At 64.8% G+C, this 21,335-nt stretch carries 20 protein-coding genes; 8 read left to right on the top strand and 12 right to left on the bottom strand.

The genetic code is table 11. The annotated features are described in order from the left end of the window. The first annotated feature begins 67 nt into the window (after positions 1-67). Positions 68-343: a hypothetical protein gene (locus tag GGQ67_RS06430; RefSeq protein WP_183899352.1), complete on the top strand. Its 276-nt coding sequence runs from the start codon at positions 68-70 to the stop codon at positions 341-343. Between the two features lie 110 nt (positions 344-453). On the opposite strand, the gene GGQ67_RS06425 is transcribed toward GGQ67_RS06430, so the two are convergent. The 5 genes from GGQ67_RS06425 to GGQ67_RS06405 are packed head-to-tail and all read right to left on the bottom strand — an operon-like array spanning position 454 to position 7,791. Further along, entirely contained in the window at positions 454-900 is a 447-nt protein-coding gene (locus GGQ67_RS06425) for a GNAT family N-acetyltransferase (RefSeq protein ID WP_183899351.1), read from the bottom strand. Between the two features lie 4 nt (positions 901-904). Continuing rightward, complete coding sequence (locus tag GGQ67_RS06420; RefSeq protein WP_183899350.1) at positions 905-2,974, bottom strand: hypothetical protein; 2,070 nt, start codon at positions 2,972-2,974, stop codon at positions 905-907. A gap of 1 nt (position 2,975) precedes the next feature. Further along, a complete protein-coding gene (locus GGQ67_RS06415) occupies positions 2,976-5,786 on the bottom strand; it encodes a DUF4159 domain-containing protein (RefSeq protein ID WP_183899349.1) in 2,811 nt (936 codons plus the stop codon). Next, entirely contained in the window at positions 5,783-6,721 is a 939-nt protein-coding gene (locus GGQ67_RS06410; RefSeq protein WP_183899348.1) for a DUF58 domain-containing protein, read from the bottom strand. The genes GGQ67_RS06415 and GGQ67_RS06410 overlap by 4 nt, the downstream gene beginning before the upstream one ends. 59 nt (positions 6,722-6,780) lie before the next feature. Further along, positions 6,781-7,791, bottom strand: a complete 1,011-nt coding sequence (locus GGQ67_RS06405; protein WP_183899347.1) for an AAA family ATPase — start codon at positions 7,789-7,791, stop codon at positions 6,781-6,783. A gap of 163 nt (positions 7,792-7,954) precedes the next feature. On the opposite strand from GGQ67_RS06405, the gene GGQ67_RS06400 reads away from it, so the two are divergent. From GGQ67_RS06400 to GGQ67_RS06390, 3 genes are read left to right on the top strand one after another with little or no spacing between them, the layout of a single operon-like run. Then, positions 7,955-8,578: a DUF1285 domain-containing protein gene (locus tag GGQ67_RS06400; protein WP_183899346.1), complete on the top strand. Its 624-nt coding sequence runs from the start codon at positions 7,955-7,957 to the stop codon at positions 8,576-8,578. Then, positions 8,575-9,225 (top strand): CoA pyrophosphatase, encoded by a 651-nt coding sequence (locus GGQ67_RS06395; RefSeq protein ID WP_183899345.1) that lies wholly within the window; start codon positions 8,575-8,577, stop codon positions 9,223-9,225. Before GGQ67_RS06400 ends, GGQ67_RS06395 begins: the two co-directional genes overlap by 4 nt. Beyond that, positions 9,222-10,475, top strand: a complete 1,254-nt coding sequence (locus GGQ67_RS06390) for a CCA tRNA nucleotidyltransferase (protein ID WP_183899344.1) — start codon at positions 9,222-9,224, stop codon at positions 10,473-10,475. The genes GGQ67_RS06395 and GGQ67_RS06390 overlap by 4 nt, the downstream gene beginning before the upstream one ends. A gap of 14 nt (positions 10,476-10,489) precedes the next feature. Here GGQ67_RS06390 and GGQ67_RS06385 read toward each other — a convergent pair whose 3' ends face one another. The 3 genes from GGQ67_RS06385 to hemF all read right to left on the bottom strand — a co-directional run bounded on the left by GGQ67_RS06385 (position 10,490) and on the right by hemF (position 12,159). Further along, a complete protein-coding gene (locus tag GGQ67_RS06385; RefSeq protein WP_018897362.1) occupies positions 10,490-10,675 on the bottom strand; it encodes a DUF1059 domain-containing protein in 186 nt (61 codons plus the stop codon). A 194-nt stretch (positions 10,676-10,869) separates the two neighbouring features. Next, positions 10,870-11,130 (bottom strand): hypothetical protein, encoded by a 261-nt coding sequence (locus GGQ67_RS06380; RefSeq protein WP_183899343.1) that lies wholly within the window; start codon positions 11,128-11,130, stop codon positions 10,870-10,872. A 114-nt stretch (positions 11,131-11,244) separates the two neighbouring features. After that, positions 11,245-12,159: an oxygen-dependent coproporphyrinogen oxidase gene (gene hemF / locus GGQ67_RS06375; RefSeq protein WP_183899342.1), complete on the bottom strand. Its 915-nt coding sequence runs from the start codon at positions 12,157-12,159 to the stop codon at positions 11,245-11,247. Positions 12,160-12,334: 175 nt separating this feature from the next. On the opposite strand from hemF, the gene GGQ67_RS06370 reads away from it, so the two are divergent. Beyond that, the gene (locus GGQ67_RS06370; protein ID WP_037058665.1) at positions 12,335-12,595 is read left to right on the top strand and encodes a hypothetical protein; all 261 of its coding nucleotides are present in this window, start codon (positions 12,335-12,337) and stop codon (positions 12,593-12,595) included. Positions 12,596-12,598: 3 nt separating this feature from the next. Here the strand turns inward: GGQ67_RS06370 and GGQ67_RS06365 are convergent, their stop codons facing one another. Continuing rightward, positions 12,599-14,245 (bottom strand): Na/Pi cotransporter family protein, encoded by a 1,647-nt coding sequence (locus tag GGQ67_RS06365; RefSeq protein WP_183899341.1) that lies wholly within the window; start codon positions 14,243-14,245, stop codon positions 12,599-12,601. A 195-nt stretch (positions 14,246-14,440) separates the two neighbouring features. Continuing rightward, a complete protein-coding gene (locus GGQ67_RS06360; protein WP_183899340.1) occupies positions 14,441-14,902 on the bottom strand; it encodes a tRNA (cytidine(34)-2'-O)-methyltransferase in 462 nt (153 codons plus the stop codon). Between the two features lie 382 nt (positions 14,903-15,284). On the opposite strand from GGQ67_RS06360, the gene GGQ67_RS06355 reads away from it, so the two are divergent. Next, the gene (locus GGQ67_RS06355) at positions 15,285-17,141 is read left to right on the top strand and encodes an ABC transporter ATP-binding protein (RefSeq protein ID WP_183899339.1); all 1,857 of its coding nucleotides are present in this window, start codon (positions 15,285-15,287) and stop codon (positions 17,139-17,141) included. Between the two features lie 85 nt (positions 17,142-17,226). Here GGQ67_RS06355 and GGQ67_RS06350 read toward each other — a convergent pair whose 3' ends face one another. Next, on the bottom strand, positions 17,227-17,469 hold the full coding sequence (locus tag GGQ67_RS06350; protein WP_183899338.1) for a hypothetical protein: 243 nt from the start codon (positions 17,467-17,469) through the stop codon (positions 17,227-17,229). Positions 17,470-17,631: 162 nt separating this feature from the next. On the opposite strand from GGQ67_RS06350, the gene GGQ67_RS06345 reads away from it, so the two are divergent. After that, entirely contained in the window at positions 17,632-19,500 is a 1,869-nt protein-coding gene (locus GGQ67_RS06345) for an ABC transporter ATP-binding protein (RefSeq protein WP_183899337.1), read from the top strand. Positions 19,501-19,534: 34 nt separating this feature from the next. Here GGQ67_RS06345 and GGQ67_RS06340 read toward each other — a convergent pair whose 3' ends face one another. Further along, positions 19,535-20,467, bottom strand: coding sequence for an endonuclease/exonuclease/phosphatase family protein (locus GGQ67_RS06340; RefSeq protein WP_183899336.1), 933 nt, complete (start codon positions 20,465-20,467; stop codon positions 19,535-19,537). Positions 20,468-20,754: 287 nt separating this feature from the next. Between GGQ67_RS06340 and petA the strand changes: the two genes are divergently transcribed. Continuing rightward, positions 20,755-21,333, top strand: a complete 579-nt coding sequence (petA, locus tag GGQ67_RS06335) for a ubiquinol-cytochrome c reductase iron-sulfur subunit (RefSeq protein ID WP_183899335.1) — start codon at positions 20,755-20,757, stop codon at positions 21,331-21,333. Positions 21,334-21,335 lie beyond the last annotated feature (2 nt).

Genomic DNA, 21,335 nt, shown 5'->3' with positions numbered 1-21,335 from the left:
GGGGCAGGCTTTCTTGTTGTTTGCGTGCCGTAATGCCATATTGAACGAGAACGGAGGATCGAGGCGCGTGGGCGACAGCGAGACGGCGAGAATGCTGGCGATGATGGAAGCCATGTTCAATGGCCAGAAGCGGACCTTGGGCATGGTCGAAGCCGCCATCGACAAGTTTAGCACGGTCGAGACCGAGATCTCCAAGCTCAATCGCAAAATGAACAGTTTGCACGAGCTCGCGCTTCGGCATCACAGCGAGACGTCAGGTCGGCTTGAGGCGATCTCGACGACCGCGCCCATGACCTCAAGCGAATGCAGATCGATGTGGTCGGGCAGTACAATGAGGTGCTGACAGCCTTGCGCGATGCATCGCATGCCTCTCGCATCGCGGAAGAGGTTCAGTCGCGACTGACCGAGGTCGAGGCCAAGATCGCGCATCTCTAAAGCAGGCGACAGGCTCCGCTATTCAGCGCCGGTCCGAGACGGCCCAGGCGTCAGCGTCTTGCGCAGAAACGTCCGCGTGCGGCCTTTCGGGAATTCCGGCAGTTCGCCGAAGATCTCGTATCCCTGTTTCCGATAGGCTTTGAGCGCCTTTGGGCTGAAGGTGTCGATCCAGGCGCCGTGGCAGCCGCGGGTGGCTGCTTCCTGTTCGGCCATCGAGAGAAGCCTTCCGGCGAGGCCGGTGCCGCGATGGTTTTCGGGGATGAACAGCAACTGCGTGAAGAGCCAGCCCCAGGCGGTATAGCCGGAGAGGCCACCTAGCACCGTTCCCTCCTCGTCGCGGATCAGCACCGCCAGCGTCCGGCGGTCGGCCGGGCCGACATCGGCGTGGTTGAAGGCGGTGAGGCTCTCGCCGATGACCGCGAGGTCATCGGGGGAGGGCGTGGCGGTCAGTTCGAGTCGCGGCATCGGGTCAGCGACCCTCGCGCCACCACATGGCGCCGAAGGCGAGCAGCAGGATGCCGACGCCGGCAAAGCCCGCGAAGAGCGGCAGCGTGTTGATGCCCTTCAGCACCGTCTCGTTGGTCAGGCGGATCTGCATGCGGTCGTCGTCGGCGACACGGATCTGGCCGCGCACCGGCAGGATCGGCGGGATCGTGACGTTGCCGTCCTCGTTGGAGACCCGGGTGACGAGACCCCTGGTCTTGTCCGATATCGGCTTCAGCACATCGGGCGTCGAGATCATCGCCTTGAATTCCGGCGCATCGACGGCGCCGACATGGACCATCGTGCTCATCTCGCCGTTGCGGATCTCGAAGAGGCCGATTTCGTCCATGCGTTTCTCGGCCTTGAAGAGGCCGGGCTCGGACTGGACAAGCGGCAGCGTCTCGGTCTTGCCCGAGGGGTAGCGGACGGTGGCGTTGCCGGGATTGTCGCCGATGGTCTGGCGGGTGATCTCGAGCGTGCGGCCGGAGGCGCGCGCGGTCAGCGCCTCTTCTTCCAGAGCCGGTTCCTTCATCAGCCAGTGGGCCATACGGCGATAGAGCGATACGTGCGGACCGCCGCCTTCGAAGCCGCGCGCCCAGAGCCAGCCCTGATCGGACAGGAGCATGGCGACGCGACCCTGGCCGGCGCGGTTGAGCACCAGCAGCGGGTTGTTGTCGGCGCCGACCATGACCGTATCGCCCTGAGGCTTTTCGACGCCGACGCTGCGGAACCAGCGGCCCCACCGCGGCGGCTCTTCGGTCGAACCATCGAGACCACGGGTGACGGGGTGCTTCTTTCCGATCTCGGATAGGCGGGGATAGAACGCCTTTTCGATCATCTCGCCGGTGGGGGCGGCGGGCAGCACGGAGGAGAGCGGCGTCAGCGCGATCGAATCCGGACCGGCCTGTTCCGGACCCGCCGCGATCAGCAGCGCGCCGCCGTTTTGGACATATTGCGCGATGTAATCGTAATAGAGGATCGGCAGCACGCCGCGATGCTGGTAGCGGTCGAAGATGATCAGGTCGAAGTCCTTGATCTTGTCGACAAAGAGCTCGCGCGTCGGGAAGGCGATCAGCGACAGTTCGTTGATCGGCGTGCCATCCTGCTTTTCCGGCGGACGCAGGATTGTGAAGTGCACGAGATCGACGGAGGCGTCGGATTTCAACAGGTTGCGCCAGGCGCGCTCGCCGGCGTGCGGTTCGCCGGAGACCAGCAGCACGCGCAGGTTCTGGCGGATGCCGTCGATGACGTGGACGGCGCGATTGTTGGCTTGCGTCACCTCTCCCGGCAGAGCCGCCACGGAGAATTCCAGCACGTTGCTGCCACCGCGCTCGACCTTGAAGGAGAAGGGCGTGTCGCGGCCGGGTGTTGCCTGCAGCGTCGCGATCTCGTTGCCGTTGAGTTTGACCGTGACGTCGGCGGTGCCGCCGGGGCTCGGGCCATCGTCGAAGACGCGCAGCACCAGTTGCTGCTCCTCGTTGACGATGCCGAAGCGCGGTGCCTTGATCACCTCGATGCGGCGGTCGAACTCCTTGGCCTTGCCGGTGATGAGGCCGTGGATCGGGGCGTCGAAGCCGAGCGCCTGATTGACGCCGGGCACGTCGTGGATCTGGCCGTCGCTGATCATGATGGCGCCGCCGATGCGGGCCGGCGGAACGTCGGCGACGGCCGCCGACAGGGCGTTGAAGAGCCGTGTCGAGGGCGCGTCGGAATCTTCCGGCTCGGTGGCATCGACATAGCGTGCCTCGACGTTCGGGAAGCGGGCCAGACGGTCCTTGAGCTGCGCCAGCGCGTCGTTGGTCATCTTGACGCGCTCCGGCGTCTGCTGGCTCTGGCTGCGGTCGACGATGACGGGGACGATCGTCGAGAGCTGTTCGCGATCCTCCTGCATCAGAAGCGGATTGGCGAGCGCGGCGAGCAGGGCAAGGGCCGCCATGCTGCGTATCCAGGCGCCGCGTACGCCCCTGAAGATAGCGAGCGCGGCGATGGCGACGACGATGACGGCGAGGCCCGCCAGAAGCGGCCAGGGGATGAAGGGCGCGAAATCAAACGTCATGTCACTGTCCCAGCCGTTCGAGGAGGGCGGGGACATGTACCTGGTCGGTCTTGTAGTTGCCGGTGAGCATATACATCATGATGTTGACGCCGCTGCGATAGGCATATTCGCGCTGCGCCTCGTCCGGGGGGACGGTGGGAAGGATCGGGACGCCATTGTCGTCCACGGCCCAGGCGCCGGCGAAATCGTTGCCAGTGATGAGGATCGGCGAAACGCCGTCGGCCGTTGCCGCCGACTTGGCGTTGCCGGAGCGGTTGTCCTGACGCGCCTCGATCCAGAGCGGGCTGCCGGCATAACGGCCGGGGAAGCTCGACAGAAGATAAAAGGACTTGGTCAGCACGTGATCGGAGGGAACCGGCTCCAGCGGCGGTATGTCGAGATTGGCGAGGATCTGCTGCAGGCGCTCGCCATTGGCGCTGGTGCCGCCGCTGTTGTCGAGGGCGCTGAACTGGTCGCGGGTGTCGAAGAGCACGGTGCCGCCGGAGCGCATGTAGGCGTCGATCCGGTTGATCGAGGCGGCCGACGGCATGGGCGCGGTGGCCGAGATCGGCCAGTAGATGATCGGATAGAAGGCGAGCTCGTCCTTGGTGATATCGAGGCCGACGGGAGCGGACGGTTCGAGCGTGGTGCGGAATGTCAGATATTGCGTGAGACCCTCGAGCCCGCGCTGGGAGATGCGGTCGACCTCGGGCTCGCCGGTGACGACGTAGGCGAGGTGGGTGTTGTCGAGCCGCTGGAAGATCTGGTCATCGCCGGGCTTGCTGTCGTCGGCGCGCGACTGGCCGGGCTGGACGAGGAAGGCGGCGCCGGCCGCCACCGCGATCATCGCCGCCGTGCGCGCGGCCGGGCGCAGGCGCGAGAAGGCGCCGCTCATGAGCATGACGATCAGGCTGTCGGCAAGCAGGAGCAGGAAGGCGATGAGGAAGAGCGAGGGTTTGGCCGACCATGTCTCGCCGCCGATCAGGCCCTCGCGCACCAGCGTCACGCCCGAGGCGTCGAGGGGCTTGAGTTCGGCGTTCTGGGGCAGGACGTTCAAGGCGGTGAACCCTTCTTCGGAGCCGTATAGGCCCGGCGGATTTTCGAAGCCGGCCACGGGGGCGGCCTTGGCGTTCTGGATCAGCGGCCGCGCGGCGCCGGTTTCGGTGGTTAGCGCGCCCTTGGCGGTCAACAGCCGGAAGGGCGGCAGCGCGTCCGCGGTCGTCGCGCCGCCGGATTGCGAGGTGACGCCGCCGGAGCGTGACAATTGCACGATGCGGCGCAGCATCTCGACGAAATTGCCCGAGATCGGAAGATCCGACCATGTGGCTTCGGCGCTGACGTGGAAGAGCACGATGCGGCCGGCGTTCATCGGCTTCACCGTCACCAGCGGCGTGCCGTCGGCGAGGCTTGCCCATGTGCGTTCCGCCAGATCCGGCGTCGGCTCGGCCAGCACCTGGCGCTTCACCGTGACGTCGGTCGGGCGCGCCATGCCGGCGAAGGGGCCGAAATTGGGGAATTCGGCCAGCGGCTGCGGCTCGGCCCAGGACAAGGCGCCGCCGAGCGCGCGTTCGCCCTGGCGCAGCGTGACCGGAACCAGCGGATCGTCGGCGGGGGCGGCGGCCAGGCGCGGGCCGGCGAAGCGGATCAGCGTGCCGCCGTTGTTGATCCAGCGCTGCAGCGGCTCGTAGGTCTCCTGCGGCAGGCGGCCGATATCGGCCATGACGATGACCGAGGGGTTCTGCGCCAGAAGATCGGGGATGGAGGTGGCGAGATTGGTGGCGTTCGGCTCGATCAGATCGGCATAGGGCTGCAGGGCGCGCTGGATGTAGTAGAGCGGCGACAGCAGCGGCTGCAGGCTGTCGCTTGCCTCGCCCGACAAGAGCACGACGCGGCGGCGCTTGAAACCGTCGTCGAGAAGCTGGACGGCACCGGCCGTCGGGTGATTGTCGATGCTGACGCGGGCGAAGTCGTTGCGCATCTCGAAGGGCGCCGTGATCGAGCCCGATGCCACGGACTGGCCGGGCTGGAAAGAGATGGAGCCCGAGGCGATGGCGCGGCCCTGCGCGTCCTGGGCGGTCAGCGGCAGGGTGGCGGCGGAGGCGCTGTCGAGGCGGGTGGCCGCGACGGTCATGGCGTCGGCGGCGTTGTTGGCGTCCGTTATCGCCACGGTTTGCGTCGCGTCGGAGGCGATCAGCCGAAGCTGCGCCGGCTGCAGGTCGGCCAGCTGGCGAACGGTGGCGTCGTTGTCGTTCGCGGCGGCGCCGTCGGTCAGGAAGGCGAGCGTGCCGGGCTTGACGCCGTCAAGCGCCGCGCGCAACGCTGCGAAGGCGCGCTGGCGGTCGGGCACCAGCGGCCGCGGTTCGGCGGCGCGGAGCCTCTCGCGGGCAACGGCGGCGGTGCCGGCGAGCGCATCGTTGCTCGGGTCGGCGGTAAAGGCGATGGATACGGGCAGGCTTGCTGAATCCGCGTCGTCGATCAGCGCCTCGGCGGTCTCAACGCGGCGCTCCCAATCCGGTGCGGTCGCCCAGCCATTGTCGATGAAAAGCACGAGCGGACCGCCCGGGGCGATCGAACTCGCGCGCGGATTGAACACCGGATCGGCGATGGCGAGAATGACGGCGGCGGCGAGAAGCATGCGCAGCAGCGTCAGCCACCAGGGGCTCTGCGCCGGCGTTTCCTCGCGTTTCAGCACGGTGGCGAGGATGCGCAGCGGCGGGAAGACTTCGGCCTTCGGGCGCGGCGGGGTCAGGCGCAGCAGCCACCAGATGACGGGAAGCGCCACGAGGGCGCCGAGAATGGCCGGATAGGCGAAGGCGAAGGGAAGCGCGCTCACAGCTGGCCTCCCTGCGTTGCCTTGCCGGGCAAGCTCGTCTTGCCGGGCATGCCGGACAGATGCATGTGGACGGCGACCAGCGCCTCGGAGGCGAGGTGATCGGTGCGGTGGCTGATGAAGGTCCAGCCGAGATGGCGCAGGCTCTGGCCAAGGCCATCGCGGCGGCCGAGATAGGCGTGCGTATAGGCTTCGCGGATATTTTCGGCGCGGCCGGAGGTGAGCTTCGAACCGGTCTCGGGGTCGGTGAACTCGGTGCGGCCGGTATAGGGGAACAGCTCCTCGGCGGGATCGGCCACCTCGATGACGTGGCCGCGCAGGCCGCGCCGGGCGAGCGGGCCGATGCGGGCCATCACGGCGCCGGCATCGTCGAGGAAATCGCCGATCAGCACGAGGTCGCTCGAGCCGCGGATCATCGCGGTATCCGGCAGGCCGCCGGTGAGCGGCGCGTGCATCAGGGCCACCGCCAGCCGTTCGGCGGCGTTGCGGGCGGAGATCGGCTCCATGACGCCGGGGCAGCCGACGCGCTCGCCCGAGCGGGCGAGGATTTCGGCGAGCGCCAGCATGATGACCAGCGCGCGGCTTTCCTTGGAGGCGTTGCCGAAGGTCGACTTGTACATCATCGACGGCGACATATCGGCCCAGAGCCAGATGGTGTGGGCGGCTTCCCACTCGCGGTCGCGGATATAGGTGTGGTCGTCGCGCGCCGAGCGGCGCCAGTCGATGCGCGCCAGGCTTTCGCCTTCGCTATAGGGCCGGAATTGCCAGAAATTCTCGCCGATCCCACGCTTGCGGCGGCCGTGCCAGCCGGCGATCACGGTGTTGGCGATCCGCTTGGCCTCGACGAGGCAATCCGGCAGCAGGCTGGCGCGCTGCCTTGCGCGTGCAAGGGCATCGCTGCCTGGGGTCGGAGTGACGGTCTGTCCGATCGATGCCACGCGTGAGGCTTCCTTCCTGATCCTTGTCGGCCTGATCCTGTTCGCTCAGCCTTGTCTGCCTAGCCTTGGGCCTGCTTCACCAGCCCGGCGATCACGTCGCGCACCGACATGCCTTCGGCGCGGGCGGCGAAGGTCAGCGCCATGCGGTGCTGCAGCACGGGCTCGGCCAGCGCGTGGACATCGTCGAGCGACGGGGCGAGACGGCCCTCATAGAGCGCGCGGGCGCGGGCGCAAAGCATCATCGCCTGGCCGGCGCGCGGGCCGGGGCCCCAGGCGACGTTCTTGTCGGTGGCGGCGTTGCCCTGGCCGGGACGGGCGGAGCGGACGAGCGCCAGGATGCCGTCGACCACCTTGTCGCTGACCGGCATCTGGCGGATCAGCGTCTGGATCTCGATCAGGCGCTCGGCGCTCAGCACCGCCTGCGGCCTGGTTTCGGCCAGGCCCGTGGTGTCGAGCAGGATCTGCCGTTCGGCGGCGAGTTCGGGGTAGTTGACGTCGACCTGCAGCAGGAAGCGGTCGAGCTGCGCCTCGGGAAGAGGGTAGGTGCCTTCCTGCTCCAGCGGGTTCTGGGTGGCGAGCACGTGGAAGGGCGTCGGCAGGTCGTAGCGCTGGCCGGCGACGGTGATGTGGTACTCCTGCATCGCCTGCAGCAGCGCCGACTGGGTGCGCGGCGAGGCGCGGTTGATCTCGTCGGCCATCAGGAGCTGGGCGAAGACGGGGCCCTTGACGAAGCGGAAGGAGCGGCGGCCGGTCTCGTCCTGGTCCATCACCTCGGAGCCGAGGATATCAGACGGCATCAGGTCGGGCGTGAACTGGATGCGGTTGGCGCCGAGGCCGAGCACTTCGCCGAGCGTGGTGACCAGCTTGGTCTTTGCGAGGCCGGGGACGCCGACGAGCAGGGCGTGGCCGCCCGAGAGCACGGCAAGCAGCGTGTTCTCGACGACGCTCTCCTGGCCGAAGATCACCTTGGAGACCTCGCTCCTGACCGTGGCGATATCGGCAAGCGCCTTTTCCGCCGCGGCGACGATCGCCTTTTCATCGAGGGGGGCTTCGGTCTTCATCATACCCATCAGGCATCTCTCCAGCGGCTGATCTCATTCGTCGCGAATCGTCGGACTTTTACACGTGTGCCTCATACCCGATAGAGTTATGAAGATGTTGCGGGCTGACAAGTTCGTTTCGAATGACTATCTCGTGACATTTCCTGGGTTAAGTGCAAACAGAGACGGAACAATGGCAACCGAAGAGATCAAGGCAGCGACCGATGCCGCGGATCTGGCCGCGCTGATTTCGCGCGCCGCGGGTGATAATGGCGACGCGAAACGCGGTCTTCCGCCCGTCGAGAAATGGAATCCGCCCTTCTGCGGCGATATCGACATGGAAATCCGCGCCGACGGGACGTGGTTCTACATGGGAACGCCGATCGGCCGCGCGCCGCTGGTGCGGCTGTTTTCCACGGTTCTGCGCAAGGATGAGGACGGCAAGACCTACCTCGTAACTCCTGTGGAAAAAGTCGGCATCCGGATCGTCGATGCGCCGTTCCTGGCTGTCGAGATGAACGCCTCCGTGAAGGACGGGCAGGCCGTGCTGACCTTCCGCACCAATGTCGGCGACGTGGTGGAGGCTGGCGGCGAGCATCCGCTCCGGTTCGTCATTCACGGCGATAACAACGAGTTGAAGCCCTACCTGCATGTGCGTGGCCGGCTGGAAGCGCTGGTGTCGCGGGCCGTGATGTACCAGCTCGTGGAACTCGGCGAGACGATCGATGTCGACGGGGTCGCGATGTTCTGCCTGCGATCGGGCGGCGAGATTTTTCCCGTCATGCCGGCCGCCGAGCTGGATACGCTGTCGCGATGACAAAGGTCCATACCAGGGAGGTCGCGCTTTACTCCGCCGCCGAATTCAGACGCCGGGCGATGCACCAGATGGGCGGGCCGGTCGATCTGTCGTGGCGCGAGCATGGCGACCATATCCTGAACCCCGAGATCGTCGCCAAGGTGGAAACGTTCAAGCTCAGGGACGCGGCCGTCTTGGTGCCGGTGATCGACGACGGCGACGAGGCGCGGGTGATCTTCACGCAGCGCACCTCGACGCTGCGCAAGCATTCCGGCCAGATCGCCTTTCCCGGCGGCAAGATCGACGGCGAGGACGAGACGCCGGAGCAGGCGGCGGTGCGCGAGGCCGACGAGGAAATCGGGCTCAAGGGTTCCTTCGTCGAGACCGTCGGGCGGCTGCCGAACTACCTGGCCTCGACCGGATTTCGCATCACGCCCGTGCTGGCGGTGGTGCGCCCTGGCTTCGATCTCAAGCTTAATCCCGATGAGGTCGACGACGTGTTCGAGGTGCCGCTCTCCTTCCTGATGGCGCCCGGCAACCACATCCGCGACAAGCGGATGGTCGACGGGCTCGACCGACATTTCTATCGCATGCCCTATGAAACGAGGATGATCTGGGGCATCACCGCCGGCATCGTCCGCACGCTCTACGAAAGGCTCTACGCATGACCAACCTTGCTCACGAAGCATGGTTCAACGACCCGGCGCTGAAGCGCGTTTTCTCGCTGCTGAATGCCGATGGCGGCGAGGGGCGCGTGGTGGGTGGCGCCGTGCGCAACAGCCTGATGGGGCTCGGTGTCAGCGATATCGACGTGGCGACGACGCTGACGCCCGACGTGGTGATCGAGCGTGCCAGGGCGGCCGGGATCAAGGCGGTGCCGACGGGCGTCGAGCATGGCACGGTGACGCTGGTGATCGACCGCAAGCCGTTCGAGGTGACGACGCTGCGCGCCGATGTCGAGACCGACGGGCGACGGGCGACGGTGGCGTTCAGCACCGACTGGCAGACGGATGCCGAGCGGCGCGACCTGACGATCAACGCGCTCTATGTCGGCGAAAGCGGCGAGGTGGTCGATCTCGTCGGCGGGCTTGCCGATATCGAGAAGCGCAACATTCGCTTCATCGGCGATGCCGCGACCAGGATCAAGGAAGACTATCTGCGCATCCTGCGCTTCTTCCGCTTCTTCGCCTATTACGGTTCGGGACGGCCGGATGCGGATGGGTTGCGGGCGGCGGCGGCGGCGCGCTCCAAGCTCGCGACGCTGTCGGCCGAGCGGGTGTGGTCGGAGATGCGCAAGCTGTTGTCAGCGGAAGATCCCGGGCGGGCGCTGTTGTGGATGCGCACGGTCGGCGCGCTGACGGAAATCCTGCCGGAGACGGAGAAGTGGGGGATCGACGCGATCCCGGCGCTTGTCGCCACCGAGAAGGCGCTTAGGTGGACGCCCGATCCGCTGCTGCGGCTGGCCTCGATCGTACCGCCCGACGCCAAACGGCTCGAGGCGATGGCGGCGCGGCTGAAGCTTGCCAATGCGGAAGCGGCGGTCTTCAAGGCGTGGGCGAATGCAGCACCGATCAACGACGAGATGTCGATGGCGGCCTTCGACCGTCTGCTTTATCGCAACAGCGCCGAGGGCATCACGACGCGGCTGCGGCTGGCGCTCGCGGTGGCGCGGGGCAAGGCCGAGGGCGACATGGCGGAGATGGCGCGATCGGCGCGGCTGAACAGGCTGCTCGACCATGCCAATGCCTGGGTGAAGCCGAGTTTTCCAGTGAATGGCGGGGATGTGATGGCGGCAGGGATCGCCGCCGGCCGGCAGGTGGGTGAGACGCTGGCCGCTCTGGAGCATCAGTGGGTGGAGGAGAACTTCGCCTCCGACCGGGCGACATTGCTCGCCCGGCTTTCAGATCGCGTAAAATAGGCAGATCGCCAAGATCAGGCCGCGTTCGCTTCGTTGCGGATGCGGGCCTTGATGTTGTCGACCATGTTTTCGCGGATGATGGTTTCACCATGCGCGGACTTCATATGATCGACGGCGCGGCGCACGACTTCGGCGTCGTCGCTTGCGCGGGTGTGCCAGCTGCATCCGGGGACCAGCGTTCCACATTCGAAAAGTCTCATCGTCTCCTCCTGACTTGAGTTCCGCTCTTGCGTTCTGTGGGAATGCTCCAGGGACAGGAAGGTTCCGGCCGGTTGCCGCACCGGCCGTAGGGATCGCCATTTCGCGATCATCGATGTGTCCGGTCCCCGGACTGTTCAGGCCACATCATCAAAAGCGTGAGGGCCTGAATCCTCAACCCGATTATTCGGGCCGATTATTCGGGCATCGCCCATGCACGGTAGCAATCCGTGCGTGCGCCGCTGTGCTGGCTCCTGGCGCGGCGCGACAGCTCCTCGGCGGAAAGGCCGCCGGCGAGTTGAAGCTTTACCTGTTCCACGAAGCAGGAAAGGGGCAGGTCGGAGCCGCTCTTGGCTTTCAGCGCCTCGGCCAGCCTTGTGAGCAGCTCGGGCGTATCGATTGGGCGGGGTGGCTGTTGGACACCTGTCGCCGCCGGTGTTCCACTCTGTATCGTCATGACAATCCTCCTCCGATTGTTAGGCGCGTACATGCATGAAATGGGTATCCGGTCCGCTTATTAAAAGCCTCTCACGTGCAATTTACCAAGCTAACCGCCGATCTTTCCTCCCAGTTACGGCCAGCGAACGGCGGGGGGCAGCGATGAGAGAATGGACTCGACATTCCCACCCGTTTTCAAACCGAAGATCGTTCCCCGGTCATATAGCAGATTGAACTCGACATATCGCCCACGGCGAATCAATTGTTCTTCACGATCTTGTTCTGTCCACTGTTTATTGAAGTTGGAGCGAACAATCCGTGGATAAACCATCGCGAAGGCGCGGCCGACATCGCGGGTGAAGGCGAAGTCGGCGCTCCAGCCGCCGGCTTCCTCGCCCGAATGCAGCCAGTCGTAGAAGATGCCGCCGATGCCGCGCGCCTCGTTGCGGTGCTTGAGGAAGAAGTATTCGTCGCACCACGTCTTGTAGGCGTCGTAATCGGCGACGCCGGCGTGGCTGCGGCAGGCGATCTCCATCGCCTTGTGGAACAGCCTTGTGTCGTCGTCCTCCTGGGTGCGGCGGCGGTCGAGCACCGGCGTCAGGTCCGCGCCGCCGCCGAACCAGCGGCTCGAGGTCACCACCATGCGGGTGTTCATGTGCACGGCGGGGACATTGGGATTGACCGGATGGGCGATCAGCGAGATGCCGGAGGCCCAGAAACGCGGATCGTCCTTGGCGCCCGGCATCTGGGCGCGCAGGTCGGCGCTGAACTCGCCATAGACGGTGGAGGTGTGGACGCCGACCTTCTCGAAGACGCGGCCTTCCATCATCGACATGCGACCGCCGCCACCCGCACCGTTCTCGCGCTGCCAGTCCTTGGCGACGAAGCGGCCGGGCTCACGATCCGAGAGCGGGCCGGCGAGTTCATCCTCCAATGCTTCGAAAGAGGCGCAGATCTGGTCGCGCAGGCCCTCGAACCAGTTGCGGGCCAGCTCCTTCTTGTCCTCGATATCCGCGGGCAGGCCGATCGGAAGTTCGGGTCGTTCCATAGTCGTCGTCTCCGGTACGCGCGCGGGCCAATTTCGAGTCGTGCCCGCTTCAATCGCCCCTGATAGCAGGTCGTCCGGCGGAGCGCCAACCGCGCCATCCTGTTCGTGAGCAGGCTTCAGATTCGACTCGCAATGTTCAGGCTTCGATACTACCTTTCCATTAGAGGTAGGTTGTATGACGAAGATCCCAGGACCGCCGTCATTTGACGGTTTGAAGCGAAGGATTGCCACGCACCGGGCCGAGGGCACGCCGCGCAAGAACGACCGGTTCGTGCGGCAGACCTATTGCCTGGCGCTGCTCGATGCGCGCGCCAAGGCCCGCGAGTGGTTCGACGAGTACCCCAAGGCCGCCTACTGGACCGAGGTCGAGAGCTGGCGACAGCTCGACGGCGACCAGATCGAGTTCACCATGCGGCGCCTGCCATCGGCCGATTGACGTTTATTCGGCGGCGTTGCGCAGGCGGCTTTCAATCAGCAGGCCGCTTTCATCCAGGATCGGGTGCGCCACGGAGACGATGTGGGCGTTGATGCGCTTGAGGTCGCGCAGCATGTCGAGATGCAGCGAACTGGTCTGCAGGCTGTCGGCGCGGCCGTCGCGCAGGCGTTCCAGATGGCGCTCGGAGGACTGCTTCTCCATGCGGCGCACTTCCACCTTCACTTCCATCAGCTGCCGGGCGAGATTGAAATCGCGGGTGACGAAGATCGTCTGGGCGATGCGCAGGTTTTCCAGCGTCAGGTGGAAGAGCTTGCTGAGCTCCTCATAGCCGTCCTCGGAAAATTTCAGGCCGAGCGAGACCTTCTTGGCGACCTGCGGCAGCAGACCCTTCTCGATGATGTCGCCGATATGCTCGAGGTTGATGGCGTAGTCGATGATGACGATGGAGCGGCGTCCGTCCTCTTCGCTGAGGCCGCCGCGGCCGAGCTTGGAGAGGTAGATCTTCACGTCCTGCTGCAGGCTGTCGACTCGTTTTTCGAGGGCTCCGATCTCCGTCAGCTTGGCCATGTTGTTGCGTTCGAAGGCATCGGCGGCGCGATGCAGCATGCGCTCGATCAGGTCTCCGACGCCAAGCACTTCGCGGGTGGCGCTGGCGAGCGCCACGACAGGCGTGGAGAGTTCCTGCGGATCGAGATAGCGCGGGGCGTTATCCGCCTGCTCGTCCTCGGGGACCATCTTCAACATCAGGCGCGACAGCAGACGCGAGAAGGGCCAGGCAAGCGCCGCGAGGATGAGGTTGAAGCCGAGATGGGCATCGACCGGCAGCTTGGCCGGAGACAGCGGCAGGGTTTCCAGGAGCTCGGCGGCGAAACCCGCGAGCGGCAGCGCGATCAGGCAGCCGATGGCGCGCACGATCAGGTTGCCCAGCGTGACGCGCTTGACCGAGGCGGGGCCCGAAAGCGAGGCGATGACCGGCGGGATGGCGCCGCCGAGATTGGCGCCGAGCACCAATACGATCACGAGGCCGGCCGACAGGATGCCCGTCGAGGCGAGCGACAGGATCAGGACGACGGCGGCGAGGCTGGAGGAGGAGATGAAGGCGATTCCGGCCGAGAAGGCGAGCGCCACCGGCCAGGCATTGTCGAGCAGGCCGATGAAGGCCGAGAGCGCCGGCGACTGGCGCATCGGCTCCGTGGCGCTGCTCAGGAGATGCAACGACAGCAGCATGAGGCCGATGCCGATCAGCGCCTGGCCGCCGCCCTGGCGGGAGGTCGAGCCGCCGCGATAGAGCACGATGCCCGCGAGGATGACCAGCGGTGACAGCCAGGCGATGCCGGTTGCGACGATCCAGGCGGTGACGGCGGTGCCGACATTGGCGCCCAGAAGCACGATCTGCGCCATGCGCGGCTTGACCAGCTCGCGCTCGACGAAGGAGGCGACCATCAGGGCGGTCGCGGTGGAGCTTTGCAGGGCGATGGTCGCGAGGAAACCGGAGAGGAAGGAGCGCAGGCCGCTCTTGGTGCCTGATGCGAGCCCGGTCCGCAGCCGCGCGCCGAAGGCCCTGTTGACGCCATCCTTGACCTGCGACAGGCCGAACAGCAGCAAGGCCACGGCGCCGAACAGGTTGATCATGACGATGGTGGATTCCATGCGGGCCGGTCTTTTTCTATCTCTTGGCGTCCTAAGTGGCGCGTTCTGCGACTCTTTCCTGATGGCAAATCATTGAAATATCGGCACATCGTCCGATTTTTTGTTTGCCCGGCTAAAAATTATACGCCTGATCGGCGATTTCACAACGCCGTTCGCGACATTATCCGCCGCCGAACCGGCATTTCGATGGCGGGGTCAGGACCAGACGGTCTGGCGCATGGCTTCGCCCGTGATCATCGCCGCCGACACGGCGACATTGATCGAGCGCTGTCCCTCGACCATCGGCACGAGGATGCGGGCATCGGCTGTGTCATGCACATGATCGGGAACGCCGGCGCTTTCGCGGCCGAAGAGCAGGATGTCATCAGGGCGGAAGCGGAAGTCGGTGTAGCGGCCGGAGGCCTTGGTGGAGGCGAGCACGAGGCGGCGGCCGGTGGTTTTGCGCCAGTCCTCGAACCGCTCGAAATTGACATGGCGGGTGAGGGCGGCGGCAGCGATGTAATCCATGCCGGCGCGCTTGAGATTGCGGTCGGAGATGTCGAAACCGGCGGGCTCAATGATATCGACGGCGAAATCGAGGCAGGCGGCCAGCCGCAGGATCGTGCCGGTATTGCCTGCTATATCGGGCTGATAGAGTGCTATTCTGAGGTCCGCCATGATCGCCGCCGTTTGATCGCTTCCGTCCGGCCTGACCTAGCGCGAGTGCGGTTTTGGTGCAACAGCCTGGTTTTTGGGCGCGAATCTTCGATATTCGGCAAGTAGGGGCTGGAATTCCGGCCGATTTCGCGTTATCGGTGCATATCTTCAATCGCCAACGAGGGAGCGCCAAGATGAATGCATTGCCGTATGTCAGCCTCCCGTCCGTCATCGTGCGGATCATGGCGACCCGACGCTCCTAAGCGTCTTCTTCTTTCTGATTTCCCATCGTTAATCCATTGCGCGGCCATATTGGCCTCGTCCCTTGAACGTCCGCTGCCCATATAAGCCGTTGCGCGTCCGCGCCGGCCAGGGCCGGAACGCTGAAGTTCGGAGCATTTTCATGTTTGGCTGGTTTGAACAGCGTCTCAATCCCTTCCCCGACGAGGAACCCGGCGTTCCTCCCAGGGGGCTCGTTGCCTTCTGCTGGCACTATACGAAGCCGGCGGCGCCCTGGCTTGCCGCCATGGCGGTGCTGACGATGCTGATCGCGGTCGGCGAAGTCGCCTTGTTCCGGTTCCTCGGCAACATCGTCGACTGGCTGACGCAGGCCGATCCGAAGACATTCCTCGATACCGAGGGCTACAAGCTCTACTGGATGGGCGCGCTGATCCTGATCGGCCTGCCCGTGGCGGCGGTGGCCGATTCCGTCATCATGCACCAGGTGCTGATGGGCAACTACCCGATGATCGCCCGCTGGCAGATGCACCGTTTCCTGATGCGTCACAGCATGACCTTCTTCGCCAACGAGTTCGCCGGACGCGTGGCAACCAAGGTGATGCAGACGTCGCTCGCCGTGCGCGAGACGGTGATGAAGATCCTCGACGTCTTCGTCTATGTCGTCAGCTACTTCATCTCGATGATCATCGTCATCGCGGCGGCCGACTGGCGGCTGATGATCCCGATCCTGGCATGGCTCGGCGTCTATATCGCCATCGTCGCCTACTTCGTGCCGCGGCTGCGCAAGATCGCGGCGATGCAGGCGGACGCGCGTTCGCTGATGACCGGCCGCGTCGTCGACAGCTACACCAACATCGCGACGGTGAAGCTGTTCTCGCATGCCGGTCGCGAGGAGACCTACGCCAAGGAGGGCATGGACCAGTTCCTGCAGACCGTGCACCAGCAGATGCGCAAGGTCACGATGTTCCACGCACTGGTCTACTTCAACAACTGCGTGGCGTTGTTCGTGATCTCGGGCCTGTCGATCTGGTTCTGGCTGAACGGCGGCATTTCGGTCGGCGCGATCGCGATCGCCATCGGCCTTGCCATGCGCGTCAACAGCATGTCGCAGTGGATCATGTGGGAAGTCTCGGCGCTGTTCGAGAATATCGGCACGGTCTATGACGGCATGGAGATGATGGCGAAGCAGCACGACATCACCGACAAGCCGGGCGCCTCGTCGCTATCGGCCAAGAAGGGTGCGATCCACTACGACCGGATCGGCTTCCACTACGGCAAGGGCAAGGGCATCATCGAGAACCTGACGCTCGACATCAGGGCGGGCGAGAAGGTGGGTCTGGTCGGCCGCTCCGGCGCCGGCAAGACGACGCTGATGAACCTGCTTCTACGCTTCTACGATCTGGAAGGTGGCCGCATCACCATCGACGGCCAGGACATCTCGCATGTCTCGCAGGAGAGCCTGCGCGAACTGATCGGTGTCGTCACGCAGGACACGTCGCTGCTGCACCGCTCGATCCGCGACAACATCGCCTACGGCCGCCCGGATGCGACGGATGCGGAGGTGATCGAGGCGGCCAGACGGGCGAACGCCTGGGACTTCATCGAGGGTCTCGTCGACATGCAGGGGCGCAAGGCGCTCGACGCGCAGGTCGGCGAGCGCGGCGTGAAGCTCTCCGGCGGCCAGCGCCAGCGTATCGCGATCGCCCGCGTGTTCCTCAAGGACGCGCCGATCCTGGTTCTCGACGAGGCGACCTCGGCGCTCGATTCCGAGGTCGAGGCCGCGATCCAGGAGAACCTGTTCGCGCTCATGGAGGGCAAGACCGTCATCGCCATCGCCCACCGGCTGTCGACGCTGACGGAGATGGACCGGCTGGTCGTGCTCGACAAGGGCAAGATCATCGAGGCCGGCTCGCACAATGAGCTGGTGGGGCAGGGCGGCGTCTATGCCGATCTCTGGAACCGCCAGTCGGGCGGCTTCCTCGCCGATCACTCGGAGGAGGCGGAAGCGGCCGCCGAGTGACCACGCCCGCCATCAACTGAAAACGCCCTCCCTGGGATATCGGGAGGGCGTTGTTGTTTCCAATCAGTCGCTTGGCTGTGTCTGTTCAGTGCCTGTCGGCACTCAGGCTGTCCGCCCAGTCGATGACGCGATGACCTTCGACCGCCATGCTGCTGGCGAAGGCCAACGTGCGCAACGCCATGAGCCGACGCTGCTCTTCCGTATCGATCCATGCGGCTACGGCTTCCGCCACGACCTGGTCGTGCGGTACGCCGAGCTGCTCCGTGACCGCATCGAGTCTTTCCGCCAAAGGCAACGGTATGCTCGACACGAGTGTCCTCTTTTGCATTGTGGCCGTCTCCCGTGAAATCTCATGCTATTCCCACATTGTGGCGGGACATGTCTCATTCAACGACGATGCCGTCGATGTTACCAATCATTACGAAAATATAAGGTTGGTCCGGCGAGCGGATTGCTTTCCCCATCCGGCGGATAAGCCTATATCGCAAATATGCTCCTAAATCGACTCTTTCGTGCCTTTGAGACCTGGATCGACCCCTTCCAACCGCGCGACAACATCCAGCCGCCGCGGTCGACGAGCGGCTTCGTCTGGTTCTACATCGGCCAGGCGAAACTGCCCTTCATCGCTATGCTGGTTCTCGGCGGGATGTCGGCCGCGATCGAGGCGGCGCTGTTCTGGTTCGTCGGCCGGGTCGTCGACATTCTCGCCAGCATCACGCCTGACGTCGGCTGGAACGGGCTCCTGGCGACCTACGGCTTCGAGCTGTTCGGCATGCTCTTCCTCATCGGCCTCGTGCGCTTCGTCGTGCAGCTGTTGATCGCGCTGGTCGACCAGCAGGTGATCACGCCCGGCTTTTACAATCTGGCGCGCTGGCAATCCTATCTGCATGTGTCGCGGCAATCGCTGTCGTTCTTCCAGAGCGATTTCTCCGGGCGGATCGTCACCAAGGTGTGGTCGGCGGGGCAGGCGACGGGCGACCTCGTGACCTCGCTGATGGAGAGCGTCTGGTTCGTCGGCATCTATGCGGCGACGACGCTGGTTCTCGTCGCGCGTCTCGATCTGTCGCTGGCGATCGTGGTGCTCAGCTGGCTCGTCGCTTTCGGCATTCTCGCGCGCTACTTCGTGCCGCGCATCCGCCGCCACTCGCGCGATACCGCCGAATCCGCCTCGATGCTCAACGGTCGCATGGTGGATGCCTACAGTAACATCCAGACGCTGAAGCTGTTTGCCAGGGACGAGGAGACCGATCGCTACATGCGGCAGGGCTTCGACACGTTCCAGGCGACGGTGCTGCTCTTCACCCGCTTCATCACCGGCGTGCGCGCCTCCATGGCGCTGCTTTCGGGCATCATGATCGTGACGATGGCGGGCCTCAGCGTGCATCTCTGGCTGCAGGGGCTGATCAGCTCGGGCGCCGTCGCGTTCTCGCTGGCGCTGGTGCTCAGGCTGAACTTCCTGCTCGGACGCCTGATGACGCAGTTCAACGGCATCATGCGCAATCTCGGCACCATCCAGAATTCGGCTGAACTCATCTCCAAGCCGCTCGCCCTCGTCGACAAGCCGGATGCACCGGATCTCGTCATCGCCGAGCCCGGCATCCGTTTCGACGACGTGTCCTTCCACTATGGAAAGGGAAGCGGCGTGATCGACCGTTTCTCGCTCAGCATCGCACCCGGCGAGAAGGTCGGCATTGTCGGACGCTCAGGCGCCGGCAAGTCGACGCTGGTGAACCTTCTGCTCCGGCTCTACGACCTCGAGGGTGGCCGCATCCTGATCGACGGGCAGGACATCGCCAATGTCCGGCAGGAGTCGCTCAGGATGCAGATCGGCGTCGTCAGCCAGGACACCTCCCTGCTGCACCGCTCGGTGCGCGACAACATCCTCTTCGGCCGGCCGGATGCCGGCGAGGCCGGATTGATCGAGGCGGCGCGGCGCGCCGAGGCGCTGGGCTTCATCCAGCGGCTGGAGGACCAGCAGGGGCGCAAGGGGTTCGACGCGCATGTCGGCGAACGCGGCGTCAAGCTTTCGGGCGGGCAGCGACAGCGGATCGCCATCGCCCGGGTGATGCTCAAGGATGCGCCGATCCTGGTGCTCGACGAGGCGACGTCGGCGCTGGATTCCGAGGTCGAGGAGGCGATCCAGACGAACCTCAATAGGATCATGGACGGCAAGACGGTCCTGGCGATCGCGCACCGGCTGTCGACGATCGCGGCGCTCGACCGGCTGATCGTCGTCGACAGGGGACGCATCATCCAGGAGGGGACGCACGAGGCGCTGCTGCGCGATGGCGGGCTCTATGCCGAACTGTGGGCGCGGCAATCGGGCGGCTTCCTGGCGGCCGATCTGGAAGAGGTTTAGGCGTAGAGGATCAGTCGCGGTTGGCTGCCTGCCGTCAGCGGTCGATGGCGATCTCGGCCATCAGTCCGTAGTGGTTGGAGCCGACATTGTCCGCGACCTGGCTGACCGACATCAGACGCAGCGGCGGGCGGGCCAGCACGTGGTCGATGGCGATGCCGAGCTTGCCGGCCCTGACCGGCCATGTGGAGGGTTGCGGAAACGCCGCGTTCAGGCCGGTGGCGCGGACGAAGTCCTGGATACGCGGCGCGATGATGGCCGAGTTGAAATCTCCGGCGACGATGAGCGGCCCGTCCACCGACTTCACGGCGTTGCGCAGATCCCAGAGCTCGCCGACCTGGAAATCGTCGAAATAGGGTTTGGCGAGGTGGACCGAGGCGAGGTGAACAGGCGTGCCGTCGACATCTATCGTTACCTGGACGAGACGGTTTGGCCACAGATCGCCCAATGTGCTGACCGCCTGATCGATAAAGGGCCGCTTGGAGAGTACCAGCGTATCGCAGCCAGGCGTGCCGACGCCGCAGCCGATGCGGTAGGGGTAGGTCGCCGAGATGCGCGAGAGCTCCCGAAGCAGCGGCGCCGCCTCCAGTATTGTGACGAGATCGGCGCCGGAGGCGATCACGGTCTCGGCGATGCGGCCGCTGTTTTCGATATTGTCGTTCTCGATGTTGAAGGACATCAGGCGCAGCAGCGGGCGCGATGCGGCGGTCGCCGGGGCGGCCTCGAATTCCTTCATCATCAGCACGCCGTGGGTGGCGAGCACCACCGAAACGGCGACCAGAAGATAGGCGTACCAGTGGCGCTTGATGAGGATCAGGACGAGGCTCGCGGCGAGGCCGGCGAGCGCGAAGTGGACCTGAAAGCTGTAGACGAAGGCAAGCAGCCAGGCGTGCGTGACGTAACGCAAAGAAATGGCGGCAAGTAACAGCGAGACTAGAACACTGCCCACGCAGAATAAAGTGTGTCTCATTGGCTGGTACCGGGCGTGAGCGAGTATTCGTCCGGCCACCTAACACGCAGCTTGATATGTTGCAATGCAACACTGTTGCGGCGGCGCGATTGTCCTAAAGAATCAACTCTCAAGGGCCGCGACATTGTGCCATCTTGCCTTGCCAAGGCTGGACATAATTGATGATCAATAATAGAACGCGGCTTAGTGGGTGGGGAATCTAAGTTCGAATATATGTAAGACAGATTCGTCGCCTTGGAGGGATGGCGTGGAAAATTCCGCGAAATTTGGGCAGAGGATGTTAAGCCGTGAGCGAACACGAAACGACAGGCGGGGTCTCTAGCGAGCCCACACGCCGAGATTTCCTTTATTTAACCACGGGTATGGCAGGCGCCGTCGGCGCCGTCTCTGTCGCATGGCCGTTTATCGACCAGATGCGTCCCGATGCCTCGACGCTCGCGCTCGCTTCGATCGAAGTCGACGTATCGAGCCTCGAGCCTGGCATGTCGCTCACCGCCAAGTGGCGCGGCAAGCCGATCTTCATCCGCAACCGTACACCTGAGGAAGTGAAGGCTGCGAATGACGTTCCAATGGCGGATCTCAAGGATCCGGTCGCGCGCAACGCCAACCTCGCCGCCGACGCGCAGGCGACGGGTGTCGACCGTTCGGCCGGCAAGGACAAGGAGAACTGGATCGTCATGATCGGGTCCTGCACCCATCTCGGTTGCGTTCCGCTCGGCCAGGCCGGCGAATACAACGGGTGGTTCTGTCCCTGTCATGGCTCGGTCTACGATACGGCCGGCCGCATACGCAAAGGCCCGGCGCCGCAGAATCTCGCGATTCCGACCTTTTCGTTCGTTTCCGACAAAGTTATCAAAATCGGTTGAGG

The organism is Rhizobium metallidurans (assembly GCF_014196505.1).
GTDB lineage: Bacteria > Pseudomonadota > Alphaproteobacteria > Rhizobiales > Rhizobiaceae > Rhizobium > Rhizobium metallidurans.
The sequence above is the reverse complement of the archived record's forward strand: the minus strand, read 5'-3'. Positions and strand labels throughout refer to the sequence as shown.

Excerpts from the sequence above, each read along its gene's own strand:
- GGQ67_RS06380 (WP_183899343.1), bottom strand. The coding sequence starts at position 11,130 with ATGACGATACAGAGTGGAACACCGGCGGCGACAGGTGTCCAACAGCCA.
- GGQ67_RS06390 (WP_183899344.1), top strand. The coding sequence starts at position 9,222 with ATGACCAACCTTGCTCACGAAGCATGGTTCAACGACCCGGCGCTGAAG.
- GGQ67_RS06420 (WP_183899350.1), bottom strand. The coding sequence starts at position 2,974 with ATGACGTTTGATTTCGCGCCCTTCATCCCCTGGCCGCTTCTGGCGGGC.
- GGQ67_RS06425 (WP_183899351.1), bottom strand. The coding sequence starts at position 900 with ATGCCGCGACTCGAACTGACCGCCACGCCCTCCCCCGATGACCTCGCG.
- GGQ67_RS06370 (WP_037058665.1), top strand. The coding sequence starts at position 12,335 with ATGACGAAGATCCCAGGACCGCCGTCATTTGACGGTTTGAAGCGAAGG.
- GGQ67_RS06345 (WP_183899337.1), top strand. The coding sequence starts at position 17,632 with ATGCTCCTAAATCGACTCTTTCGTGCCTTTGAGACCTGGATCGACCCC.
- GGQ67_RS06400 (WP_183899346.1), top strand. The coding sequence starts at position 7,955 with ATGGCAACCGAAGAGATCAAGGCAGCGACCGATGCCGCGGATCTGGCC.
- GGQ67_RS06340 (WP_183899336.1), bottom strand. The coding sequence starts at position 20,467 with ATGAGACACACTTTATTCTGCGTGGGCAGTGTTCTAGTCTCGCTGTTA.
- GGQ67_RS06360 (WP_183899340.1), bottom strand. The coding sequence starts at position 14,902 with ATGGCGGACCTCAGAATAGCACTCTATCAGCCCGATATAGCAGGCAAT.
- GGQ67_RS06365 (WP_183899341.1), bottom strand. The coding sequence starts at position 14,245 with ATGGAATCCACCATCGTCATGATCAACCTGTTCGGCGCCGTGGCCTTG.
- GGQ67_RS06405 (WP_183899347.1), bottom strand. The coding sequence starts at position 7,791 with ATGGGTATGATGAAGACCGAAGCCCCCCTCGATGAAAAGGCGATCGTC.
- GGQ67_RS06350 (WP_183899338.1), bottom strand. The coding sequence starts at position 17,469 with ATGCAAAAGAGGACACTCGTGTCGAGCATACCGTTGCCTTTGGCGGAA.
- hemF (WP_183899342.1), bottom strand. The coding sequence starts at position 12,159 with ATGGAACGACCCGAACTTCCGATCGGCCTGCCCGCGGATATCGAGGAC.
- GGQ67_RS06355 (WP_183899339.1), top strand. The coding sequence starts at position 15,285 with ATGTTTGGCTGGTTTGAACAGCGTCTCAATCCCTTCCCCGACGAGGAA.
- GGQ67_RS06395 (WP_183899345.1), top strand. The coding sequence starts at position 8,575 with ATGACAAAGGTCCATACCAGGGAGGTCGCGCTTTACTCCGCCGCCGAA.
- GGQ67_RS06385 (WP_018897362.1), bottom strand. The coding sequence starts at position 10,675 with ATGAGACTTTTCGAATGTGGAACGCTGGTCCCCGGATGCAGCTGGCAC.